Below are 20,296 nucleotides of genomic sequence, written 5' to 3' on the forward strand. Positions count from 1 at the left end.
GATGCGCCGCGGCCGCCGCCATCGCCGCGCCGACGATCCCGGCGTTGTTCACCAGCCGCGCCGGGACGATCGGCGCCCGCACGCCCTCGATCAGCGGGACGAACCGGTCCGCCTTCTTGCTCACCCCGCCGCCCACGATGATCAGCGACGGCGAGATCAGCGCCTCCAGCCGGGCCATGTACTCGCTCAGCCGCTTCGCCCACCGCTCCCAGCCGAGGTCGTGCTCCTCGCGGGCCTTCGCCGACGCCCGCACCTCGGCGTCCTTCCCGCGGATCTCGATGTGCCCGAACTCGGTGTTCGGCACCAGCACCCCGTCGGTGAACAGCGCGCTGCCGATGCCCGTCCCGAGCGTCAGCACCACCACCGTGCCCTTGCGATCGCGTCCCGCGCCGAGCCGCATCTCCGCGACCCCGGCCGCGTCCGCGTCGTTCAGCAGGGTGATCTCCCGCCCGGTCGCGTCCGCCATCAGCGACGCCGCGTCCAGCCCCAGCCAGCGCTCCGACACGTTCGCCGCCGACAGCGTCACCCCGTCGATCACCACGCCCGGGTAGGTGACGCCGACCGGCCCGTCCCAGTCGAAGTGCCGGACCACGTCGGCGACCACCTCGGCCACCGGGCCGGGCTCGGACGGCTGCGGCGTCGCGACCCGGTACCGGTCCTCGGCCAGCTCCCCGGTGGACAGGTCGACCGGGGCGCCCTTGATCCCCGACCCGCCGATGTCGATCCCCAGCATCCGCATGCTCATGACCTACCCCTGCCCCCGCTTCCTGATCTCCCTGTGCCCGTTCGACGGCCAGGGTAGGCCGTGAAGATCGCGATTCGTCCCCGGGAAACCCTTATGCCGGGCGCGGCCCCCGGTCAGACTGGAAACGTGAATGACTTCGATCTCCTCGTCCTCGGTTCGGGCCCCGGCGGGCAGCGGGCGGCCATCGCCGCCGCCAAGCTCGGCCGGAAGGTGGCCGTCGTCGATCGCCGCGAGATGATCGGCGGGGTCTGCATCAACACCGGGACGATCCCGTCCAAGACCCTCCGCGAGGCCGTCCTCTACCTCACCGGCCTCAACCAGCGCGAGCTGTACGGCCAGAGCTACCGGGTCAAGGACGACATCACGGTCGCCGACCTCGGCATGCGGACCCAGCACGTCATCGGCCGGGAGACCGACGTGATCCGCAGCCAGCTGGCCCGCAACCACGTCACCGTGCTGCCGGGCACCGGCCGGTTCGTCGAGCCGAACGCGGTCGCCGTCTCCGGCGGGCGGGAACCGGGCGGGCGGGAGCAGAAGGTCACCGCCGACCGGATCGTGATCGCGACCGGCACCCGCCCCGCGCGCCCGGAGAGCGTCGCGTTCGACGAGAAGACGATCATCGACTCGGACGGCATCATCAACCTGGACCACGTCCCCGAGACGATGGTCGTGGTCGGCGCCGGGGTCATCGGCATCGAGTACGCCTCGATGTTCGCCGCGCTCGGCACCAAGGTCACCGTGGTCGAGCGGCGCGAGCGGATGCTGGAGTTCTGCGACCTGGAGATCGTCGAGGCCCTCAAGTACCACCTGCGCGACCTCGCGGTCACCTTCCGGTTCGGGGAGACCGTCGCGTCCGTCGAGCGAATGGCGCGCGGCGCGATCACCGTGCTGGAGAGCGGCAAGCGCATCCCCGCCGACACCGTGATGTACTCCGCCGGGCGCCAGGGCATGACGGACGGCCTGCAGCTGGAGGCGGCGGGTCTCGCCGCGGACCGCCGCGGCCGCATCAAGGTGGACGAGCACTACCGCACCGAGGTCCCGCACATCTACGCCGTCGGCGACGTGATCGGCTTCCCGTCCCTGGCGGCCACCTCGATGGAGCAGGGGCGCCTCGCGGCCCACCACGCGTGCGGCGAGCCGGTGTCGGACATCATCGACCTGCAGCCGATCGGGATCTACACCATCCCGGAGATCAGCTTCGTCGGCCGTACCGAGGACGCCCTGACCGAGGCGAAGGTGCCCTTCGAGGTCGGCGTGTCGCGCTACCGCGAGCTGGCCCGCGGCCAGATCATCGGCGATTCCTACGGGATGCTCAAGCTCCTGGTCTCCCCGGAGGACCGCAGGCTCCTCGGCGTGCACGTCTTCGGCACCGGGGCCACCGAGCTGGTGCACATCGGGCAGACGGTCATGGGCCTGGGCGGCACCGTCGACTACCTGGTCAACGCGGTGTTCAACTACCCCACGCTGGCCGAGTCGTACAAGGTCGCCGCCCTGGACGCGATGAACAAGATGCGCCACATGGCCCGGCTGTCCGAGTGATCACGACGGCCAGAGCAGGTTCTCCAGCTCGTCGTCGATGTCGATGAACTCGCTCTCCTCCCCGGCCGGGACGGCCTGGTAGGTGCGGTGCAGGAAGTCGGCCAGGGGCGGGAGCGGCACCTCGAACAGGGCGTTGCCGAACGGCGACGACAACGCAATGTTCAACGTCCCGTCGTCCCGGGCCGGCCAGACCTCGACGTCCCCGTCCCCGACCTTGCGCACGATCCCCACGGTGAGCAGCTCCCGTGCGAAGATCCACTCCACCGGCTCGTCGTCGCCCACATAGAACGCCATCCGGATCGCGTACGGGTCGTCGGCCGCGTACTCCAGCCCGGCGAGCAGGGGAACGCTCGTGCGGTCGGGGACGACGAGACGAAGGCCCAGCTCCGCTGAGACTGTGGTACTGCTGTTCATGGCCATTCCCTCTAACGTCGGTCCCGCTGGCTCGCGGGGTGCTCCGGTGAGTGCTTCTCCCTCACACGGATGTCCCCCCGATCTATGACGCCTAACTGCCGCGCCGCGGTCCGACATTCCATGCCCCCCGGGTGGTGTGATCCATCTCACGCTCGCAAAACCGGCTCCTGACCTGCGCAAAAGCCGATCTTCGCCAGAAGGCCGACGCCCGCCGCGGACCGGCCGCGGCCGGGTAGGCTCGCACCGTGAGGCGGCGATCTTCTGGCCAAGGGTAAAACTGTGACAATTAATGATGAAAAGGACGCTCCACCGGGCGAATCCGGCCCCGTGCGGCGCTTCCGCGAGACCATCCGGCGCAACCCGATCCTCAACACCGCCTGGCGCGCGGGCGTCTTCGCGGTCGGCGCGACCGTCCTCGCCGGCGGCCTCGTCATGATGGTCACCCCCGGCCCCGGCATCGTCGGGATCGTCCTCGGCCTGGCCATCCTCGCCACCGAGTTCGCCTGGGCCCAGACCGCCCTGCACCGCGCCAAGGCCGCCGCCGAGCGCGCCAAGGAGAAGGCCCTCGACCCCCGCAAGCGCCGCCGCAACACCGTCCTCGGCGCCACCGGAGGCGTCCTCGCCGGCGCCCTCGTCGTCGGCTACCTCGCCGCCTACGGCTTCGCCCTGCCGTGGAACGTCGAGGACCTCACCTTCTGGAACTGATCCTCGATCACCTAGCGTGATCACATGGATCATGCCCGTCACCGGACGGTACGCGAGCACTGGACGGCCTTCCGGGAGTCCCCGTTCCTCCCCGCCGTCGTCCTGCTGTTCATCCTCGCCGCCGCCGCGGGCCTGTTCGCCGGCTCCTACTGCTACGCGATGGCCAACCCCGCCCCCCGCCACGTCCCCATGGCCGTCACCGGCCACGGGGAGTCCGCCCACCTCGTCCAGGCCCTCGACACGGGCCTCGACACCTCCCTGTCCATCCGCCACTACGCCACCTACGCCGCCGCCCGCTCCGCCGTCGACGAGCAGCGCGAGTTCGCGATCCTCGTCCTGCAGGGCGACCGCGCCCAGCTGGACGTCGCGGCCGCCGCCGGCGCCTCGGTCTCCCGCCTGCTCACCCAGGCCGCCCCGATCGCCGGCCAGAAGACCGGCGTGCCCCTCACCGTCCGCGACATCAAACCGCTCCAGCCCACCGACCCCCAGGGCCTGGCGATCTTCTACATCTCCCTCGCCTCGGTGATCATCGGCTTCGTGGGCGCCATCCAGCTCAGCGTGCACGCCCGCGCCCTCAACGCCGGCGAGCGCATCTCCTTCATCGCCGCCTACGCCGTCCTCGGCGGCCTGGCGATCTGCGCCGTAGTCGACGGCCTCCTCGGCGTCCTGGACCTCCCCTTCAAGGAGTCCTGGGGCATCTGCGCCCTCACCATGTTCACCAGCGGCATGGTCTTCACGATGTTCAACACCCTCGTCGGCCGCTGGGCCATGATCCCCACCTGGGGCCTGATGGTCCTGATCGGCAACCCGTCCTCCGGCGGCGCCGTCTCCTGGCCCCTGCTGCCGTCCCCCCTCGGCCTGATCGGCCGCTGGCTCCCGCCCGGCGCGTCCGTGAACGCCCAGCACACCGCCATCTACTTCCACTCCCACCAGCACGTCCTGCCGTTCATCGTGCTGGCCGCCTGGTCCCTGGTCGCCACCACGATCTTCGTCGTCTGGCGCCACCGCCACCCCGGCGGCCGCGACACCGCCCCCGCCCACGCCCGCTGATCGCCGCGCTCGATGAGCGAGCACCCCCCGACATGCGCTAGAGTTTCGGACGTCGGAACGCCCCACGGGACGTTCCGCCGGGGCGATTAGCTCAGTGGGAGAGCGCTTCGTTCACACCGAAGAGGTCACTGGTTCGAACCCAGTATCGCCCACCCTGTTTTAGCAGGTCAGCGAGGGTCTCGGAGATCATTCCGGGCCTTTTTCCGATCTTCAGGCCCGTCCGGGAGCCAAACGGGGAGCCACCGCTCCCAGACCTAGGCCCACCGGCTCCGACCGAAGACCGTGTTCATGGCCTCGGCTCCCTGCGTGATGACCGGCCTCAGCTGGTGCGGGTACACCTTCTCAGCTCGGCGGCCCGCGCCGCGCGGCGGTCCGTTGGTGGTTCCGGCTCACTCGAACGTGGTGGTCGGTCCATCGGCTGACCCATCACTCTTCACCTTGGTGGTGGACGTCCAGCGCCGTCGATTCACCGACCGATCGCAGCGGCGCCCGCTACTGTGGCGGCCCGCCTCCGCCTCGTTAAGCAATAAGGGAGGTCAGTGGAGCGCGGGTGATCCGAGGTGGCAGTAGCGGATGCTTAAGGTCCGCGACCGGCACGATGCGGCGGGTGGCGTTGATGGGTCCCGCCGACAGGCCGGGGGCGTACACGACCGCGGCGCCCGCCTTCAACGCGAGCTGTTCGGCCTCCGCCTTCTCGGCCAGCTTCTTACCGACCGCCAGGCGTTGACCGCCTGGTAGATCAGGCACGCCCGCGTTGGTCGCCACGCCCGACCCCAAGGCGCCCAACCAGACGGTGCGGACGCCAGTCCCGGCGAGAACGCTCACCCCGGCGGCAACGGCGCCCGGGCCGACCGCCCTTGGCGGGTGTGGGCATTCGTACCGGTCCGGAGTGCGGACGAGGACCCATGACCCGTTGGTCCCGCTGGAGCACCCTCTACAACGTCGACGTCCCCTGGGCGCCCTTGGACCGGCCTGCTCGCAGAGTTGCTCGGCCTGCGCACCGCGCGACCGGCGACCGGCGACGTGGAGTTCCTGGCCCGGAGCCCGGGCGTCCCGAGCAGGACCTCTGCCAGCATTTGGCCCGGGAGGATCCGCTTCACCGGGACCGCGGGCGTCTTGCCGGTGCGCCTGTGGCGGACGCCCGGCGCGGCGATGACGGGGTCACAGCGACCGTCAGTGATCGCCGAGCCGCACTCGGTGATGCTGATCCGGTCGCCGTGGCATCGCACACGGGATGGGTGTCGAAGTACGCGGCGCGGTAACGGCGCCGGATCCGCCGGCGGAATTTCCCCGGATAAAGTGCGACCGGCCCGAGAAACCGCGATCATCGAGCACCGCGGGGCTCCGCCATGCGGCGGGAGAACCGGGGCGTTTTCGGGTTCATCCTGCCGGGGATGGTGGGGCCCGTGGGGCTCGGCCTACGGATCTAAAGTCCCTTGGGGCTTTTCGGCTGGCGTGGGGACGTGAAGTGGCCAGTTGAGGACTGGCGATAACAGCACTTGTAAGCTGGACCGCCTTCTCGCGCCACCCCTTTGGCCGCTTCTCGCAATATTCTGGCGGCATGGACACCCTTGCCTCTCTCGTCCTTCATGACGCCGAGCCGTGGTGGTTGACTATGGGAACGCCGCGAAACGAGTCCCAGGAGAGGCAGTGCCATGATCCAACTGGAGTTCGGTCACCCCGGCGGGCTCGGGTCGTCCCAGGGTGAGCAAATGCCGGCGAAGCAGCAGGTGATCGTCAAGATCGACACCGATCGGGCGCCCTCCGATAAAGCAGTCATCCAGAACAACACCACCAGTAACAAGGGGTCGGGCGCGCACGTCACCTCGTATCGGGCGCTGCGGGGGTTCATCGAATCATGGCTCATCGGGCAGACGTTCCTGGAGGCATGGGAGAGAATTCATGCGATGTGGGTGTTCACCAATGATCTGGCGGACTCCTGGGCCGGCGCGCCGGGCCTTCAGTCGGAGTCGAGCAAATTGCATCGACACGCGATAAACGGCCTGATCAAACACGTGCCGGTCAGTATCGAAAATGAATGGATAACCCGCCAGGGCATTCCTTTGAAAAATGCTTATTGGGCTGAACCGATAAAGGTGACCAGCTCGCTACTGGACAAGGAGACGGACGACACGACCCGGCGGGAGCTCGAAGGCAAGCTCAAGCGGGACCGGCGGATCTACATCCACAGCGCCCAGCTAGAGCAGTACAAGGCCAAGTCAACCGAAGGCTACAGCGAACCCAAGGAGTGGGTGCCGAACCTCGCCTGCCACTACATCGGTGCGATGACCACGAGACTCAGTGACTGGCTGCAGGCCAGGAACCGATTCTGGTTCACTTCGCTGAACACCGCGTCTTACCGGACCGGCGAAGCGGACGCAGCAAGGGAACTGAAGCTCCTCCTGGCACAAATGAAGGACAGGCCCACCCTCAACCATGTGGAATACAACGAGATCGCCAAGCGGATGCTCGTCATGTTCGACTTCTTTCCGGAGAGGTTCGGCGATGACGTGACGATCGAGCATGCCAGCGCATGCGCCGCCCGCCATGTGGTCGAGTACTTCCAGTACACGCCCTTGATCCACCCGAACTGGCGAGACAGTATCTATAGCATGTTCATGGGGCAGTGGCTGCAGCGGATCGACGAGGACATCGAGAGGGAGAGGAAGAACCCCGACGGGAAGCGGAATCTGGCCGGCCTCAGAGAGCTGCTAGGGTCGTCCAGGGTGATGCGCGAAAAGAGCGAATCCTACTTCAATGAGTTCGCCAAGAGCATCACCTGGCCCCAGAAGTAGCGAGCTCTCTGGTTACGGTCCAGGGCAATGACCACACGATCTCGATGCCCCCGTCGCCGGGCCCTTTCGAACCGGCGACGATCGGCACGGTGCGGCTGACTCCCATGCTCTCGGAGGCCGTGCACGAGTTGAGCTGCCAGGACTGCCCGTGGGGAATCAGCATCGGCCCGCGGCCCGTCGTCGTCCTGGTGCCGGCCTCTCACTCACGGAAGGTTCATGACACCGCGGTGGCGAAGGCGTCGCGGAGCCCGACGAGGTCGAGGTCGGCAGCGCTCATGTTCGCTTCGGCCAGGGCCTGAGCGGTCGTCTCGCGGGTGAGGACGGCGTCGAAGTTCTCGCCGTCGCAGACGGTCTCCGAACGGGCGGTCGACGACAGGACGGTCACCGCCCGATCGCGGTCTAGGTCGAAGCGGGTGATCTCATCGTCGGAGGCGACGATGGCGGCGGCGCCTTCGCCGATCGGGCAGCACTGCAGGCGGGTGAACATGCCGCTGATCTGGGGTGGGCGAGCACCTCGTCGAGCGTGCGGGGCTTGCGGCGCTGGGCGTTGGGGTTGAGCGCGCCGTTGCGGCTGTTCTTGACCGCTACGGCCGCGATCTGTCCTGGGTTGGCACCGTGGTCGTGCGTGTAGCGGGAGGCCAGCAGCGCGAAGTGGGTGGCGGGTGCGACGCGGCCGTCGACTGTCGCCTATTCGGCGAAGTCGGCTACGACGGGGTGACGCCTGAGATGCTGACTGGTGCGGAGGTCGAGGCGTCGGCCCTGGCGGCCGCCGGCGGGGAGGCTGGCCTGTACAGGACGATCATGGCGGAGTTGTTGACTCAGCGCTCAAGTGGGAAGGGGCTGCGCTGCTCGGAGAACGGCCGGATGTTGCTCCTGGCTGCTGGAGCGCGGGCAGGGCTGAGAGACTGGCCTTCGCGACGTGTGGGAGGCGTGTTTGGCGGGAGCGCGGCTGATCGACACGCTGGAGCGGATCCATGACGGCTGGGGCGGGGACGGCCTGGCCAGGTTGAGGATCACGGCGGAGACCGCACCGCGCGCCGAGGCCCGCGCCGCGGGCGAGGGGGCCGAGATCCTCGTCAGCACGGGCCTGGTCGAGCTGATCGCGGCGTGGTTCGCCGCGGAGGACCCGGTCCCGGACGAACCGGCCGAGCAGGCCATGGTCCAGTCGCTGTACCTGCTGTATCTGCACGAGGTCGGGCACGTCCTGCACGGCCACCTGCGGTTCCCGCTCCCCGGGGCGTCCGGGCCCGGGCTGCGGATGGTGGACCACCCGATGGCGCTGGTCGCCGCGCGGGCGGCGTTCGAGTTCGAGGCCGACCGGTGGGCCGTGCGGCAGTTCGTCTGGGAGGCCTCCGGCGGGGACGACCTGGACGCCGAATCACTGCTCCTCGCTGTCGTGGAGGCGGCGATGGCGGCATCGGTGATGACCGAGGTGATGGACCGGCACGTGCATGCCAGGGACGGTGCCGCCCGGCTGTGGTCCGCGCTCGGGCGGTTCGATGAGATGCAGATCCATCCGCCGCTGCTCCTGCGGCGGTTCCTGATGCTCGACAGCGCCGTGCGGCTGGTGGACGGGGAAGGGCCGCGCCGGGCCGTCGAGAAGGCGTGGGGGAGCGGCACCGCCCTCGCCCACCGGTCCGACGGTCCGATGCCGCGGCTTCTGGGGTCGGCTTTCCTGGAACTCGCCCAGGAGTATCGCGACCCCCACGCGATGGCGAACGAACTCGATGCGCGGCTCCGCCTGATCCGGGAGCTGGGCCTGGTCCCGACGACGGAAGGGGACTGAGATGCGGCTTGAACTCGTCCTGGAGGTGGCCGACGAGCCCGACGGTCTGGCCGACGTCCTGCTCGACCGGCTCGCGGCGGCGGACGTCGACGAGGTGGGGCCGGTGACGTGCGCGCTGGAGCGCAGCGGCTTCGCCGAACCGGTGACGATCATCGCGACGGCGGTCGTCGTCACCGGGGGCGGGGTCCAACTCGTCCAGGGGCTGCGGCAGCTCCTGCAGGAACTCGACGGGCTGCGCGACGACTGGGCGAAGCTGCGGCGGGTCAGGGTGCGGACCGCGGCCGGCGACCACGACGCCGCGGAGGTCACGCCCGAGGAACTGGCGGCCGGGGATGACGGCGACCCTGCGTGACCTGCTGGAGCACGCGCGGACGGCGGACCGGATGGCCGCGTTCCTCCTCTCCACCGGCCTGCCCGGCGACCTCGGTGAGGCGGCGGAGCAGGACGTGATCGCGGCCTACGAGGCCGTCCTCCAGGCCGCACCTCTCGACCCCGGCCCGGACGACCGGCGCATCCTCGGGATCGCGGCCGACCTTCTCGGGCTGTTCTACAAGAACCGCCGGCACGGTGACGAGATCGCCAACCGGCGGCAGGCGCTGCGGTACATGAACCGCGCGCTGCGGTTGCTCGACCCGGACGCGCACGGGGAGGACGTCGCGGCCGTCCACGTCAACCTGGGCAACCTGTACGGGCGGCCAGTAGGCGGGCGCGACCGGGTAGCGGAGCCGGACGCGCTCACCTCGATCCGCCACATCGAGACCGGGCTGGAGATCCTCACCAGGCTCGGCGTCGCCGGCCGGTCGGCCGCCGACCTGCACGACAACCTCTCTGGCGCCTACGCCCGCCTGACCACGGGAGACCGTTTGGCGAACCTGCTGAAGGCGTTCGAGCACTCCCGGACGGCGAGGTCCCTCTACCCCGGCGCCGACGATGCCGACCTGGACGAACTGGCCTGCCTCGGCAACGCCCTCGACACCGCCCTGGAGGTCGTCCTCCTGGCACGCCGACGCATGTACGCGCCCGAAGACGGGAGCCAGGAGGCGTGGCTGGACACCGCGTTCGAGGTCGAGAGACGCACGTCCGAGCTGTTCCCCGCCACCGTTCCGAGCCCCCGCCTCCTCCGGCATCTCGACCGCATCGGCCACCAGTTCGGCCGCTGGGCCGAGGAAGTCGATCCGTTCTTCCACCTATGCGCCGCCTCCTGGTACCTCAACGCCGCGCGAGCCCACTCCTGGCTCTCCGAGCAGGGTTTCCAGCTTCCCCAGACCGGCTGCTACCTGGTCGGCCGGGGCGCCGGGCACAGCCTCGAAGCGCTGCTCCACGGCGTCCTCGAGGAGGACATCACGGACATCCTCGACCTGGCCCTCACCACCGCCGACGCGGCCGCGGAACCCGCATACCGCGCCGAGGCCCTGTTCCTGCGAGCCCGCTACCACCTGCTGCACGTCGCCGAGTTGGACCAGGCCGTCGCCGACGCCCGCGCGGCCCTCGCGGTCCTGCCTCCCGAGTCCTGGGAGGGCGTCGCGCACGCTTTCGACGGGTTCTTCGGCAGCCTCTCCGGCCTGCACGAGCAGCGTCCCGATCTCCTGCCGCCCCTCCGGGCGACGGTGCGGGAGGTGCTGCCGCGCTGGGAACACGGCACGATGGGCTGGGCGCGCCTGTCGATGTTCGCGGCGGCCCTCGACCTGTACTGCGTCCCTGACGGTGCCCCGCCGGAGGAGCACATCGCCGCCGTCCGTGCGATCCACGCCGACCTGGAGGGCTTGAGTCCCTACATCTCCCCTCTGGTCAACCGGGAGATCTGGTCGGGCATTGTCGTCTCGGCGCTCGGTCACCTGGTCGATCGCGGTATCACGGATCTTCCGGACGAGATGCGGGCCGACGCCGAGCACGCCCTGCTCATCTCGCTGGTCGTCACCCGGCCGGAGTGGCCCTCGCCCGAGCTGGCCGGCCGCATCGAACTGACGCCGTTGTCCCTGGCCCAGAAGCTGAACGCCGCCCTCGGCCTCTCCCTCGACCTTCACACCCCGCCGCCGGACTTCGCCCTGGCGCCGTCCGTACTCACCGTCGACGAGATGGCCGCGCTGGCCGCCGAACTCGCCGAGACGTGGACGGCCGACGAGTGAACGAGCAGGCAGCGGGGGTCAGCCGTCGAGGTGGCCGGCCGCGAGCAGACCGAACAACAGAGCGCCGATCGCCACCTGGTACACCACGAACGCGGTGAAGGCGGGGCAGCCGACGTCGGCGCTCTGCCGAGAGCCGGCGCTCACCGGAGAGGCGATCCCCTGGCGCGCAGGTCGAGCCCTATGCCGGCCCCTCCACCGCGCTTACGGCGGAGAGTGGAAGATGATCTTGCTTGGCGTGGAATCCAGTTGTGCGGGGGCTCCGCGTTGTCGCTGGTCAGCGAGTTTCGTCGGTAGCCCGAAATCAGCCGTGCCGGCTCGGGCAGTTTGGGCTGCTTGCCCTTGAGCTTGCCATTCTTCTTGGCCAGCGCCATGCCTTCGCGGGTGCGCAGGTTTCCCAGGTCGGCCTCGAACTCGGCGACCATCGCCAGGGTTTACACGGCCGAACGGGTCGTTCCAGTCGTAGACCGATCCGCCGAGCCCGAACAGCACGCCGCGGTCGGACGGGTCGGTGAGGATCTGGTTGGCTTCGGCCATGTTGCGGGCGAACCGGTCGAACTTGGTCACGGTGAACACGGTGCCCGGCCACACCGCGGCGGCCTGGTCCAGGCCGCCGCGGTTGCGGCGGGTGGTGCCGGAGAAGCCCCGGTCGATGTAGACGCGATCTTGCGGGACGCCGCGCGCGAGCAGCTGCTCGGTCTGGACGACGCCGTCCTGCTCGTCCGTGGAGCAGCGGGCATAGCCCACCTGGACGGTGCCGGGGGCCGTGGCGTTCGCGGCGTTCACGCGGTCAAGTGCTCCGGATAGGGCCCCGTCATCGGGATGGTTCGCGGAACACCTCGACCTGGGGTGCCGTCCGGGGCGGTTCGCGGGGCCGGTGACTTCGCCGGGCGCATGGTGTCCGATTCCTGCAAGACCGCCGCCCATTGCGTGAATACGTTGACCTGCATGAACCTATCTCCAGACCAGATCTTTCGACCTGGTGAGCATGCGTATGACCAGGAGCGGCTGGGGCTCAACCGGGCTGTGGAATCGCATCCGGCGTGCGTGGTCGGTGCCGCCGGTGAGCAGGACGTGGTCGCCGCCGTGCGGATGGCGGTGGCGCAGGGCCGGGCTGTCGGCGTGATGGCCACCGGCCACAGCCCTTCGGTGGCGGCGGACGGCGCCGTGCTGATCAACACCGGACGGCTGAACGGTGTCGAGGTGAACCCGCAGGCCAGGTCCGCCTGGGTGGAGGCGGGGACGCGGTGGCGGCAGGTCGTGGAGCGGGCCGGACCGCACGGCCTGGCGCCGCTCAACGGCTCCAGCCCCAACGTGGGCGCGGTCGGGTACACGACCGGCGGTGGCGCGGGCCTGCTCGGCCGCCGCTTCGGCTTCGCCGCCGATCACGTACGGCGGCTGCGCGTGGTCACCGCCGACGGCCGTCTGCGCGAGGCCGGCCCTGGCAGCGACCCCGATCTGTTCTGGGCGGTGCGCGGCGGCAAGGACAACTTCGGCGTCGTCGTCGGCATGGAGATCGAGCTGTTCCCGGTGTCGCGGCTGTACGGCGGCGGCCTCTACTTCCCCGCCGATGCCACCGGCGACGTCCTGCACGCCTACGCCGAATGGACCCGTTCGCTACCGGAGCACATGGCCTCCTCAGTGCTGCTGGCACAGAACCCGGACCTGCCCGGCGTGCCGGCGCCGCTGCGCGGCAGGTTCGTCACGCATGTACGGATCGCCTTCAGCGGCGCCGAAGGCGGAGAGGATCTGGTGCGGCCGCTGCGGGAGATCGGCCCCACCTTGATGGACACGCTGCGGGACATGCCCTACGCCGAGGTCGGCACCATCCACCACGACCCCACCGATGCCCCCTACGTGGCCTATGACCGCAACGTGCTCCTGCACGAGATCGGCAAGGACGCGGTCGACACGCTCCTGGCCAACGCAGGACCGGACGCGCAGCCGCCGTTCATCACCGAGCTGCGGCATTTCGGCGGCGCCTACGCCCGCCCGCCCGAGATCCCCAACTGCGTCGGCGGCAGGGACGCGGCGTTCTCCCTCTTCACCGGCGTGACGCCCGCCCCCGGGAACCGGGAGTCGCGCGACCGGTTCCTGGCGGACCTGCGCCCCTGGAGCACCGGTGGCACCAACATCAACTTCGCCGGTGTGGAGGACACCGACCCGGCCATCGTCCGCACCGCCTACCGGCCCGGCGACTACACCCGCCTAACCGAGCTCAAAGCCGTCTACGACCCCGGCAACGTCTTCCGGATCAACTTCAACATCCCCCCGAAAGAGGCGTCGACATGACGGCGCGGCCGTATCCGCGCGCCCCGGCCGTTCAGGTCAGCGCCTCGCTCAGACGCGGTGCGGGGCCATGCCGGTGTCCTTGACAGTGGCACCGCCGGTCCGTACGGCACCGCATCCCAACCTGCACACAACCACGATCACGGGAGAAAGTCTTGCGAGTCGGAATCGGGCTGCCCGCCGCCGTGCCGGACACGGACGCCACGGTCATCGGGCGCTGGGCCGCTGAAAGCGAGGAGCGCGGTTTCGCCTCCCTGGGGGTGATCGACCGGCTGGTGTACGACAACCTGGACCCGCTCGTCGCGCTGGCCGCCGCGGCGGTCCGAACTGAGCGCATCGAGCTGATGACCACTGTCCTCAACACCGGTTACCGGGGCAACGCCGTACTGCTGGCCAAGCAGATCGGCTCGCTGGAGCGGCTGTGCGCCGGACGGCTGACCGTGGGCCTGGGCATGGGCGGCTGGCCCGAGGATTACGCCGCCAGCGATGTACCGGCGACCCGGCGCGGCGCCGCGTTCGAGGCGGGCCTCGCGGCGATGCGCGCCGTGTGGCGCGGGGAGACGACTGGAGCATCCGGCCCGGTCCCCGCCCTCCCTGAAGGCCGTCCCGGACTGCTCCTGGCCGGTCTGGTACCCGCCGGGTTCGCTCGAGCCGCCCGCCTGTCCGACGGCTGGGTGGCCCCGTCCTTCGGCCTGCGAACCCTCGAACAGGGCGTCGAGGCCGTCCACCGGGAATGGACCCGGGCCGCACGACCCGGACGGCCGCGCATCATCGTCGAGCGCTACTTCTGCCTGGGACCCGGCGCGGCCCAGACCGCCGAAGCCTACGTGGCGCACTACTACGGCCCCGACTACCTTCCTCACATCCAGCCCGACCTGCTGACCGGCCCCGACCGGCTACGCCTGGAGATCGACCGCCTGACCGCGGCGGGCGCCGACGACCTGGTACTGCTGCCCTGCTCGGGCGATCCCCGGCAGATCGGCCTGCTCGCCGATGCCCTCGACCAGACGCGCCGGACACCGTCCAAGGAGGCGGCGCCGTGAACTCCCACGACCGGAAGGATCTGGCCGGGGCCGACCTCACCGATCTGGTCAACGTCGGCCGGGCGGTGGCCGGCTACTTCGCACGCATCGGGATCAACCGCAGCGCACAGCTGACGGGCAGGGACCCGATCGAAGTGTACGAGCAGATGTCGGCCGCCTGCGGTGAGGCCCTGGACCCGTGCCTGCTCGACACCATCATGTCCGCCGTGGACCAGGCCGAAGGACGACCCGCCCGCCCATGGTGGCACTACACCCCAGAACGCAAACGGCTGCTTACCGCAACCAGACCCACCACCAACGAAGACGCTTAGAACAAGGGAACATGCAAACGTGACCTCGTGATCTACGTCCGGGGGCTCCACCCTCGTCCAGATTGGGCTTCCGCCGGCACCGCTCACCAAACCCACGGGAACAGCAGGAGATCCGATGTGAAAGGGATGTTACGAGCATGTGACCTCTGTTCGAAGGGAAGAGTGATATGGATCACGTTGTACCGAAAGGGGCGAGCTTGAAGAGGTGAGTTACGGGGCGTGATTGGCTATGCGAGACTTCGGCCTTGTCTCCATGAGTTGAGTCGAGTAAGTATGGAATGTGTTGATCGCCAATGACGCGACGCTCCCGAGTGACCACGGGTCGATGGCCGACCTCACGCATCGGGGCACCCGTTCCGGGAATTGGTCTCTTCCGGGATGGGAACGTTCTAGACGATCTCGCGTCGATGTTCCTGACCGTCCGGGGTGGGCGCGCATGACCTGCCGCCCTTCAGCGACACAGCCAGGGGAATGTATGCGGGTCCTTCTCGTCGAAGACGACGCCGAGTTCAGCGAGGAATTAGCCGGTCGGCTGGAAGAGCAGGGAATGGACACCGTCGCCGTCGATCAGGGGCGGGCGGCACTCGAGCACTGCGCCGAGGTGGACATCGTCCTGCTGGATCTCATGCTCCCGGACCTCGACGGGTTCGCGGTCTGCCAGCTGATCCGCAACAGCTCCACCGTGCCGATCATCATCGTCAGCGGTCGGGACGACGAGTTCGACAGGGTGCTCGGCCTGCGGATGGGCGCGGACGACTTCGTCGCCAAGCCCTACCGGGTCCGCGAGCTCACCACCCGGATCGAGGCCGTGGTCCGGCGCGCCCGCGGGGCGTGGGCGGGCGGCGATTCGGTCAAGGAACTCGGCGGGGTCCACCTCGACCTGCGGCTCCGGCGGGTGCTGGTGAACGGGGAGGAGGTCGCGCTGACGCGCAAGGAGTTCGATCTGCTGGCGTTCCTGGCCTTCGAACCCGGCCGCACGTTCACCCGCGGCCAGATCATGGAAGAGGTCTGGGGGCACGACGGCGCCGGCGACACCAGGACGCTCGGCGTGCACATGACGGGGCTGCGCAAGAAGCTCGGCGTGGCGGGCCTCATCGAGACCGTGCGCGGCGTGGGATTCCGCCTAGTCGCCTGACATGTGGTCACGGATCTTCGGGGGTCAGCTCGCGCTGACTCTGCTCGCGCTGTCGGCGGTCGTGCTGCCCGCCGGACTGCTCATCGGCCACTGGGACGTCCTCGCCACCGCCGGCGGCAGTGCGCTCGTCGCGGTCGGCGCGCTCGCCGTTCCCCTGAAGTTCTGGCTGCTCGAACCCGGCCGCGCGCTCGCGGACGTGGTCCGGGGGCTGCGGGCGGGCGACATCGAACGGCTGGCCGCGCACCGGGCGCCGCCCTGGCTGCGGGAGCTGCTCGACTGCGTCCATGACATAGCCACCGCCCAGCAGAGCAACGCGTTCTTCCTCGCGGACGTGGCGCACCAGCTGCGGACCGAGATCCAGTTGCTGCAGATCCGGCTGGAGGGCCTGGACGGTCATGTGGACGAGGCCGGCAGGCGGCTGCACTCGCGTGCGCTCGCCGACACCGAGCGCCTTCACAGCACGCTGACCGAGCACCTGGAGCTGGCCAAGCTGATCGAGGTCAGGCCGCCGCGGGAGATCGAGATGTGCGAGGTGGTGGTCGAACGAGCGGGCGCCTGGTCCGACGTCGCGGACCGGCACGGCATCACGATCCGGACCCTGCTGCACGGCAGGCCCGTCATCCTCGCCCGGAGCGGGATGCTGGAGCAGCTGCTGGACATCCTGCTCGACAATGCGGTCCGTCATTCGCCCCGGGCGAGCACCATCATCGTCTCGGTGCAGGTCGGCGGGCGCGACACGACCCTCCGCGTGGTGGACGAGGGTCCCGGCATGACCGCCGAGGAGCGTGAGCGCGCCACCGTGCGCGGCTGGCGCGGCGAGCGGGAGAAGGGGGAGGGGCGCGGTCTGGGCCTGTCGATCGCCGGGATGCTGGTCGGGGTGAACGGCGGCCGGTTGACCCTCGCGGAGGCCCCCGGCGGCCGGGGGGTGGACGCGCGGTGCACGTTCCCCGTCATCGATCCCGGTGCCGCGGCGGTCGTGGACGACGAGGACGACGAGGACGACAACGTCCCCGTCAGGTGATCCCGGGCCGGTCAGCCGGCGGTGGCCTTGCCGGCCTTGGCCTCGCCGGTACGGGTGGTGGCGCGCTGGGCGAATGTACGCTCCACGTCGGCGCCGTCGTAGTACGTGCGGCCCGCCCGGGTGCGGCGGTTCCAGCGGTGCTCGCTGGCAAGGCGGTAGACGCTTCCGGTCGGCAGCCGCCAGAGGCGGGCCACCTCGGTCGCCGTCAGCCAGGCGGCAGGGGCGGGGGAAGGCGTCGGCTCCAGGGCCTCCGCCGATTGCGCTGAGTCCGCCGATCCCGGATGACGGTCCAGACGGCGGCTGAGCCGGAGCCATTCATGCGCGGCCCAGCGATGTTCCGCGTCGGCCGAGCACACGATCTCACCCGGAGACTCGTGCGGCCTGACCAGGGCCACCAGCTCTCCGGCGCAGCCGCTCTCCACGCAGGCGGCCCCGACCGGGACCCGGCGGCGGCCGTCCGGGCGGGCCACCCGGCGGGCGCGGCCGGTCAGCCGACCGATCTCGCGGGCGAACTCGGCGGCGGTTTCGTGCCCGCACAGCCAGCCGAGATGGCGGGTCAGGAAGCGGCTCAGGCCGGCCGCCGTGCGGCGCGGGCGCGCGATGCCGCGTTCGTCCGCGACCAGGCCGCTCCAGGAGCCGAGCACCGTGCGGATCGCCGCCCGGGCATCGGCGGCGGCGTCGTTGAACGGGAGCCCAGGCAGGGGTCCGCCCGAGGTGCGGCCGACGGCGACCCGCTGTTCGGAGCCGCCGAGGAGACGGCCGCACTCCTCGTACAGCACGGGCAGCAGGGACAGGTCGTCGGCGAGCGCGCCGGCGCAGGGATCGCACAGGCGCGCGGCCCCGGCCACGGTCCGGCGGCAGTTCGGCGCCTTACAGATCGAATTCGTCACAGGCTTCACGCTAGAGAGCACGCCAGGCCGCCAACAAGACGGCCGCACAAGATGTTCACTAACTTCGACCTAGAAATGCTAAGCGGCGCCTGACATAGCCCTTTCTAATCTTGTCTAGCGTTCTTTAGATGTCGCTTCATGAAAACTTAGAGCGCCCCTCTCTTGCCATTCGACGAGCTTCCGAAGAAGCTATTGACTACCGTCCCAACGAGTGTCTTCACCTTCCGGTCGCGCATTTCTCCGGCGGGTGGCGAGGAATCGAGGAGTCGCACGTGGACGCCGAAGTGATCGTCGTGGGCGCGGGTCCGGCGGGAATGATGCTCGCCGGTGAGCTGCGCTTGGCCGGGGTCAATGTCGTGGTCCTTGAACGGCTCGCAGAGCGAACCGGGGAATCACGCGGCCTGGGGTTCACCGCGCGCACGATGGAGGTCTTCGACCAGCGCGGGCTGCTGCCGCGGTTCGGCGAGATCGAGGTCAGCAATGTGGGCCATTTCGGTGGCGTTCCGGTCGACTTCGCGGTGCTCGACGGTGCGCATCAGGCGGCCAAGACCGTCCCGCAGTCGCAGACCGAAACGGTGCTGGAGGAGTGGGCCACCGCCCTCGGCGGCGACATCCGGCGCCGCCACGCGGTGGTCTCGGTCAAGAACCTGGACGACCGGGTGGAGGTCGAGGTCGAGGGACCGGACGGTGCCCACACCCTCACCGCGCCGTACCTGGTCGGTTGTGACGGCGGGCGCAGCGCCGTCCGCAAGGCCGCCGGGTTCGACTTCCCCGGCACGGCGGCCACGATGGAGATGTATCTCGCCGACGTCCGCGGGCTCGACCTCGAACCCCGCATGATCGGCGAGACCCTGCCGGGCGGGATGGTCATGGTCGGCCCGCTGCCCGGCGGCATCACCCGCCTCATCGTCTGCGAGCGCGGCACGCCCGCCCGCCGCCGGACCGCGCCGCCGGAATTCGACGAGGTGGCCGCGGCGTGGAAGCGGCTCACCGGCGACGACATCTCGCACGCCGAGCCGGTCTGGGTGAGCGCGTTCGGCGACGCCACCCGCCAGGTCACCGAGTACCGCCGCGGCCGGGTGTTCCTGGCCGGCGACTCCGCGCACATCCATCTGCCCGCCGGAGGCCAGGGCATGAACACCGGCATCCAGGACGCGGTCAACCTCGGCTGGAAACTCGGCGCCGTCGTCAAGGGCCGGGCCCCCGCCGGGCTTCTCGACACCTACCACGAGGAACGGCACCCGGTGGGCAAGCGGCTGCTCATGAACACGCAGGCACAGGGCCTGCTCTTCCTCAGCGGCCCCGAGGTGCAGCCCCTCCGCGACGTCATGCGCGAGCTCATCGGCTACGACGAGGTCTCCAGGCATCTCGCCGCCATGGTCAGCGGGCTGGAGATCCACTACGACGTCGGCGGCGGCACGCATCCGCTGCTCGGCCGCCGCATGCCGAACCTCGCCCTGGACGGGGACGCCCGGATCGGCGGCAGCACCGAGGCGCTGCGCGGCGGCCGCGGGGTCCTGCTCGATCTGGCGGACAATCCCGCGCTGCGCCGTCGTGCCGCCGGATGGGCCGACCGGGTGGACATCGTCACCGCCAAGCCCCGCGGCGCCACGCCGCCCTCCTGGCCCGACGGCACCGCGGCCGTCCTCGTCCGCCCCGACGGCCATGTGGCGTGGGCGGCGCCGGGCAGTCACGCCGACCTGCCGATGGCCCTGCGGCGCTGGTTCGGCGACCCGCGGTGACGGCGGACGCGACGGCCGCCCTGGACGCGACGGCCACCCTGGACGCGACGGCCACCCTGGACGCGGCGGACCGCCGGGTTCTCGTGGTCGGCGCGGGCCCGGTGGGCCTGCTGCTCGCCGGTGAGCTGCGGCTGGGCGGCGCGGACGTCACCGTGCTCGAACGTCTCCCCGCCCCGACGACCGAGTCCCGCGCGTCCACCCTGCACGCCCGCACGATGGAGCTCTTCGACGCCAGGGGGCTCCTCGACGCGTTCGGCACGCTGCCGAACGACACGATGGGCCACTTCGGAGGCATTCCGCTCGACCTGACGCTGCCGACCCCCTATCCCGGCCAGTGGAAGGCGCCGCAGACCGTCACCGAGGCGGTCCTCGGCCGGTGGGCGGGCGCCCTGGGCGCCGACATCCGCCGTGCGCACGAGGTGCACGACCTCACCGTCCATCAGGACCATGTCGTCGCCGAGGTCCGCACGCCGGACGGCCCGGTCCGCTTCCGCGCCGGGTATGTCGTCGGCTGCGACGGCGAGCAGAGCACGGTCCGGAGGCTCATCGGCGCGGACTTCCCGGGCCGGGACTCCAGCCGCGAGCTGATCCGCGCGGACGTCGACGGCGTCCAGATCCCGGACCGCCGCTTCCAGCGGCTGCCGGCGGGCCTGGCCATCGCGGCCCGGCGCGGCGACGGCGTCACCCGGGTGATGGCCCACGAGTTCG

Annotated in this window: 22 protein-coding genes and 1 tRNA gene; 16 read left to right on the forward strand and 7 right to left on the reverse strand. The window is 70.1% G+C overall.

Annotated features, from left to right (window positions below; genetic code table 11):
• Positions 1–739: polyphosphate--glucose phosphotransferase (gene ppgK / locus ABZ914_RS24870; RefSeq protein WP_500196098.1), on the reverse strand; the 739-nt coding region annotated here is incomplete at its 3' end.
• A 132-nt stretch (positions 740–871) separates the two neighbouring features.
• Between ppgK and sthA the strand changes: the two genes are divergently transcribed.
• On the forward strand, positions 872–2,284 hold the full coding sequence (gene sthA / locus ABZ914_RS24875) for a Si-specific NAD(P)(+) transhydrogenase (RefSeq protein WP_500196066.1): 1,413 nt from the start codon (positions 872–874) through the stop codon (positions 2,282–2,284).
• Here the strand turns inward: sthA and ABZ914_RS24880 are convergent, their stop codons facing one another.
• A complete protein-coding gene (locus tag ABZ914_RS24880) occupies positions 2,285–2,698 on the reverse strand; it encodes an SsgA family sporulation/cell division regulator (RefSeq protein WP_151541842.1) in 414 nt (137 codons plus the stop codon).
• A gap of 327 nt (positions 2,699–3,025) precedes the next feature.
• On the opposite strand from ABZ914_RS24880, the gene ABZ914_RS24885 reads away from it, so the two are divergent.
• The 3 genes from ABZ914_RS24885 to ABZ914_RS24895 all read left to right on the forward strand — a co-directional run bounded on the left by ABZ914_RS24885 (position 3,026) and on the right by ABZ914_RS24895 (position 4,605).
• Positions 3,026–3,403, forward strand: a complete 378-nt coding sequence (locus ABZ914_RS24885) for a PGPGW domain-containing protein (RefSeq protein ID WP_347256916.1) — start codon at positions 3,026–3,028, stop codon at positions 3,401–3,403.
• A gap of 24 nt (positions 3,404–3,427) precedes the next feature.
• Positions 3,428–4,453 carry an ABC-2 transporter permease gene (locus ABZ914_RS24890; protein WP_500196069.1) on the forward strand — a complete coding sequence of 342 codons (1,026 nt, stop codon included), beginning with the start codon at positions 3,428–3,430 and terminating at the stop codon, positions 4,451–4,453.
• Between the two features lie 80 nt (positions 4,454–4,533).
• A tRNA-Val gene (locus ABZ914_RS24895) sits at positions 4,534–4,605 on the forward strand.
• A gap of 367 nt (positions 4,606–4,972) precedes the next feature.
• On the opposite strand, the gene ABZ914_RS24900 is transcribed toward ABZ914_RS24895, so the two are convergent.
• Complete coding sequence (locus ABZ914_RS24900) at positions 4,973–5,218, reverse strand: hypothetical protein (protein WP_500196071.1); 246 nt, start codon at positions 5,216–5,218, stop codon at positions 4,973–4,975.
• An 890-nt stretch (positions 5,219–6,108) separates the two neighbouring features.
• Here ABZ914_RS24900 and ABZ914_RS24905 point away from each other — a divergent pair.
• Complete coding sequence (locus tag ABZ914_RS24905; RefSeq protein ID WP_500196073.1) at positions 6,109–7,248, forward strand: hypothetical protein; 1,140 nt, start codon at positions 6,109–6,111, stop codon at positions 7,246–7,248.
• 214 nt (positions 7,249–7,462) lie between these two features.
• Here the strand turns inward: ABZ914_RS24905 and ABZ914_RS24910 are convergent, their stop codons facing one another.
• Entirely contained in the window at positions 7,463–7,735 is a 273-nt protein-coding gene (locus ABZ914_RS24910) for a hypothetical protein (protein WP_500196075.1), read from the reverse strand.
• Positions 7,736–7,749: 14 nt separating this feature from the next.
• On the opposite strand from ABZ914_RS24910, the gene ABZ914_RS24915 reads away from it, so the two are divergent.
• The 4 genes from ABZ914_RS24915 to ABZ914_RS24930 are packed head-to-tail and all read left to right on the forward strand — an operon-like array spanning position 7,750 to position 11,160.
• Entirely contained in the window at positions 7,750–8,226 is a 477-nt protein-coding gene (locus ABZ914_RS24915; protein ID WP_500196077.1) for a hypothetical protein, read from the forward strand.
• Positions 8,183–9,034 (forward strand): hypothetical protein, encoded by an 852-nt coding sequence (locus ABZ914_RS24920; protein WP_500196079.1) that lies wholly within the window; start codon positions 8,183–8,185, stop codon positions 9,032–9,034. The genes ABZ914_RS24915 and ABZ914_RS24920 overlap by 44 nt, the downstream gene beginning before the upstream one ends.
• A 1-nt stretch (position 9,035) precedes the next feature.
• On the forward strand, positions 9,036–9,386 hold the full coding sequence (locus ABZ914_RS24925) for a hypothetical protein (protein ID WP_500196080.1): 351 nt from the start codon (positions 9,036–9,038) through the stop codon (positions 9,384–9,386).
• Entirely contained in the window at positions 9,367–11,160 is a 1,794-nt protein-coding gene (locus ABZ914_RS24930) for a hypothetical protein (protein WP_500196082.1), read from the forward strand. Before ABZ914_RS24925 ends, ABZ914_RS24930 begins: the two co-directional genes overlap by 20 nt.
• A gap of 18 nt (positions 11,161–11,178) precedes the next feature.
• Here ABZ914_RS24930 and ABZ914_RS24935 read toward each other — a convergent pair whose 3' ends face one another.
• Positions 11,179–11,304 (reverse strand): hypothetical protein, encoded by a 126-nt coding sequence (locus tag ABZ914_RS24935; RefSeq protein WP_500196084.1) that lies wholly within the window; start codon positions 11,302–11,304, stop codon positions 11,179–11,181.
• A gap of 57 nt (positions 11,305–11,361) precedes the next feature.
• The gene (locus ABZ914_RS24940) at positions 11,362–11,943 is read right to left on the reverse strand and encodes a recombinase family protein (protein ID WP_500196085.1); all 582 of its coding nucleotides are present in this window, start codon (positions 11,941–11,943) and stop codon (positions 11,362–11,364) included.
• Between the two features lie 261 nt (positions 11,944–12,204).
• Here ABZ914_RS24940 and ABZ914_RS24945 point away from each other — a divergent pair, with 261 nt between their 5' ends.
• The 5 genes from ABZ914_RS24945 to ABZ914_RS24965 all read left to right on the forward strand — a co-directional run bounded on the left by ABZ914_RS24945 (position 12,205) and on the right by ABZ914_RS24965 (position 16,956).
• Positions 12,205–13,449: an FAD-binding oxidoreductase gene (locus ABZ914_RS24945; protein WP_500196087.1), complete on the forward strand. Its 1,245-nt coding sequence runs from the start codon at positions 12,205–12,207 to the stop codon at positions 13,447–13,449.
• Positions 13,450–13,601: 152 nt separating this feature from the next.
• Positions 13,602–14,489, forward strand: coding sequence for an LLM class flavin-dependent oxidoreductase (locus ABZ914_RS24950; RefSeq protein ID WP_500196088.1), 888 nt, complete (start codon positions 13,602–13,604; stop codon positions 14,487–14,489).
• The gene (locus tag ABZ914_RS24955) at positions 14,486–14,800 is read left to right on the forward strand and encodes a helix-hairpin-helix domain-containing protein (protein ID WP_500196090.1); all 315 of its coding nucleotides are present in this window, start codon (positions 14,486–14,488) and stop codon (positions 14,798–14,800) included. The genes ABZ914_RS24950 and ABZ914_RS24955 overlap by 4 nt, the downstream gene beginning before the upstream one ends.
• Positions 14,801–15,275: 475 nt before the next feature.
• A complete protein-coding gene (locus ABZ914_RS24960) occupies positions 15,276–15,935 on the forward strand; it encodes a response regulator transcription factor (RefSeq protein WP_190853586.1) in 660 nt (219 codons plus the stop codon).
• 1 nt (position 15,936) lies between these two features.
• Positions 15,937–16,956, forward strand: a complete 1,020-nt coding sequence (locus ABZ914_RS24965) for a sensor histidine kinase (RefSeq protein WP_500196091.1) — start codon at positions 15,937–15,939, stop codon at positions 16,954–16,956.
• An 11-nt stretch (positions 16,957–16,967) separates the two neighbouring features.
• Here ABZ914_RS24965 and ABZ914_RS24970 read toward each other — a convergent pair whose 3' ends face one another.
• Positions 16,968–17,846, reverse strand: coding sequence for a helix-turn-helix domain-containing protein (locus ABZ914_RS24970; protein WP_500196093.1), 879 nt, complete (start codon positions 17,844–17,846; stop codon positions 16,968–16,970).
• A 272-nt stretch (positions 17,847–18,118) separates the two neighbouring features.
• Here ABZ914_RS24970 and ABZ914_RS24975 point away from each other — a divergent pair, with 272 nt between their 5' ends.
• Entirely contained in the window at positions 18,119–19,588 is a 1,470-nt protein-coding gene (locus ABZ914_RS24975) for an FAD-dependent monooxygenase (protein WP_500196095.1), read from the forward strand.
• A partial coding sequence (locus tag ABZ914_RS24980; protein ID WP_500196097.1) for an FAD-dependent monooxygenase occupies positions 19,585–20,296 on the forward strand: 712 nt, incomplete at its 3' end. The genes ABZ914_RS24975 and ABZ914_RS24980, both read left to right, overlap by 4 nt.

It is taken from the genome of Spirillospora sp. NPDC046719 (genome assembly GCF_040645715.1).
GTDB lineage: Bacteria > Actinomycetota > Actinomycetes > Streptosporangiales > Streptosporangiaceae > Spirillospora.

Coding starts and splice junctions, on each gene's coding strand:
- ABZ914_RS24925 (WP_500196080.1), top strand. CDS start 9,036: ATGCGGCTTGAACTCGTCCTGGAGGTGGCCGACGAGCCCGACGGTCTG.
- ABZ914_RS24890 (WP_500196069.1), top strand. CDS start 3,428: ATGGATCATGCCCGTCACCGGACGGTACGCGAGCACTGGACGGCCTTC.
- ABZ914_RS24930 (WP_500196082.1), top strand. CDS start 9,367: ATGACGGCGACCCTGCGTGACCTGCTGGAGCACGCGCGGACGGCGGAC.
- ABZ914_RS24960 (WP_190853586.1), top strand. CDS start 15,276: ATGCGGGTCCTTCTCGTCGAAGACGACGCCGAGTTCAGCGAGGAATTA.
- ABZ914_RS24910 (WP_500196075.1), bottom strand. CDS start 7,735: ATGTTCACCCGCCTGCAGTGCTGCCCGATCGGCGAAGGCGCCGCCGCC.
- ABZ914_RS24905 (WP_500196073.1), top strand. CDS start 6,109: ATGATCCAACTGGAGTTCGGTCACCCCGGCGGGCTCGGGTCGTCCCAG.
- ABZ914_RS24965 (WP_500196091.1), top strand. CDS start 15,937: ATGTGGTCACGGATCTTCGGGGGTCAGCTCGCGCTGACTCTGCTCGCG.
- ABZ914_RS24880 (WP_151541842.1), bottom strand. CDS start 2,698: ATGAACAGCAGTACCACAGTCTCAGCGGAGCTGGGCCTTCGTCTCGTC.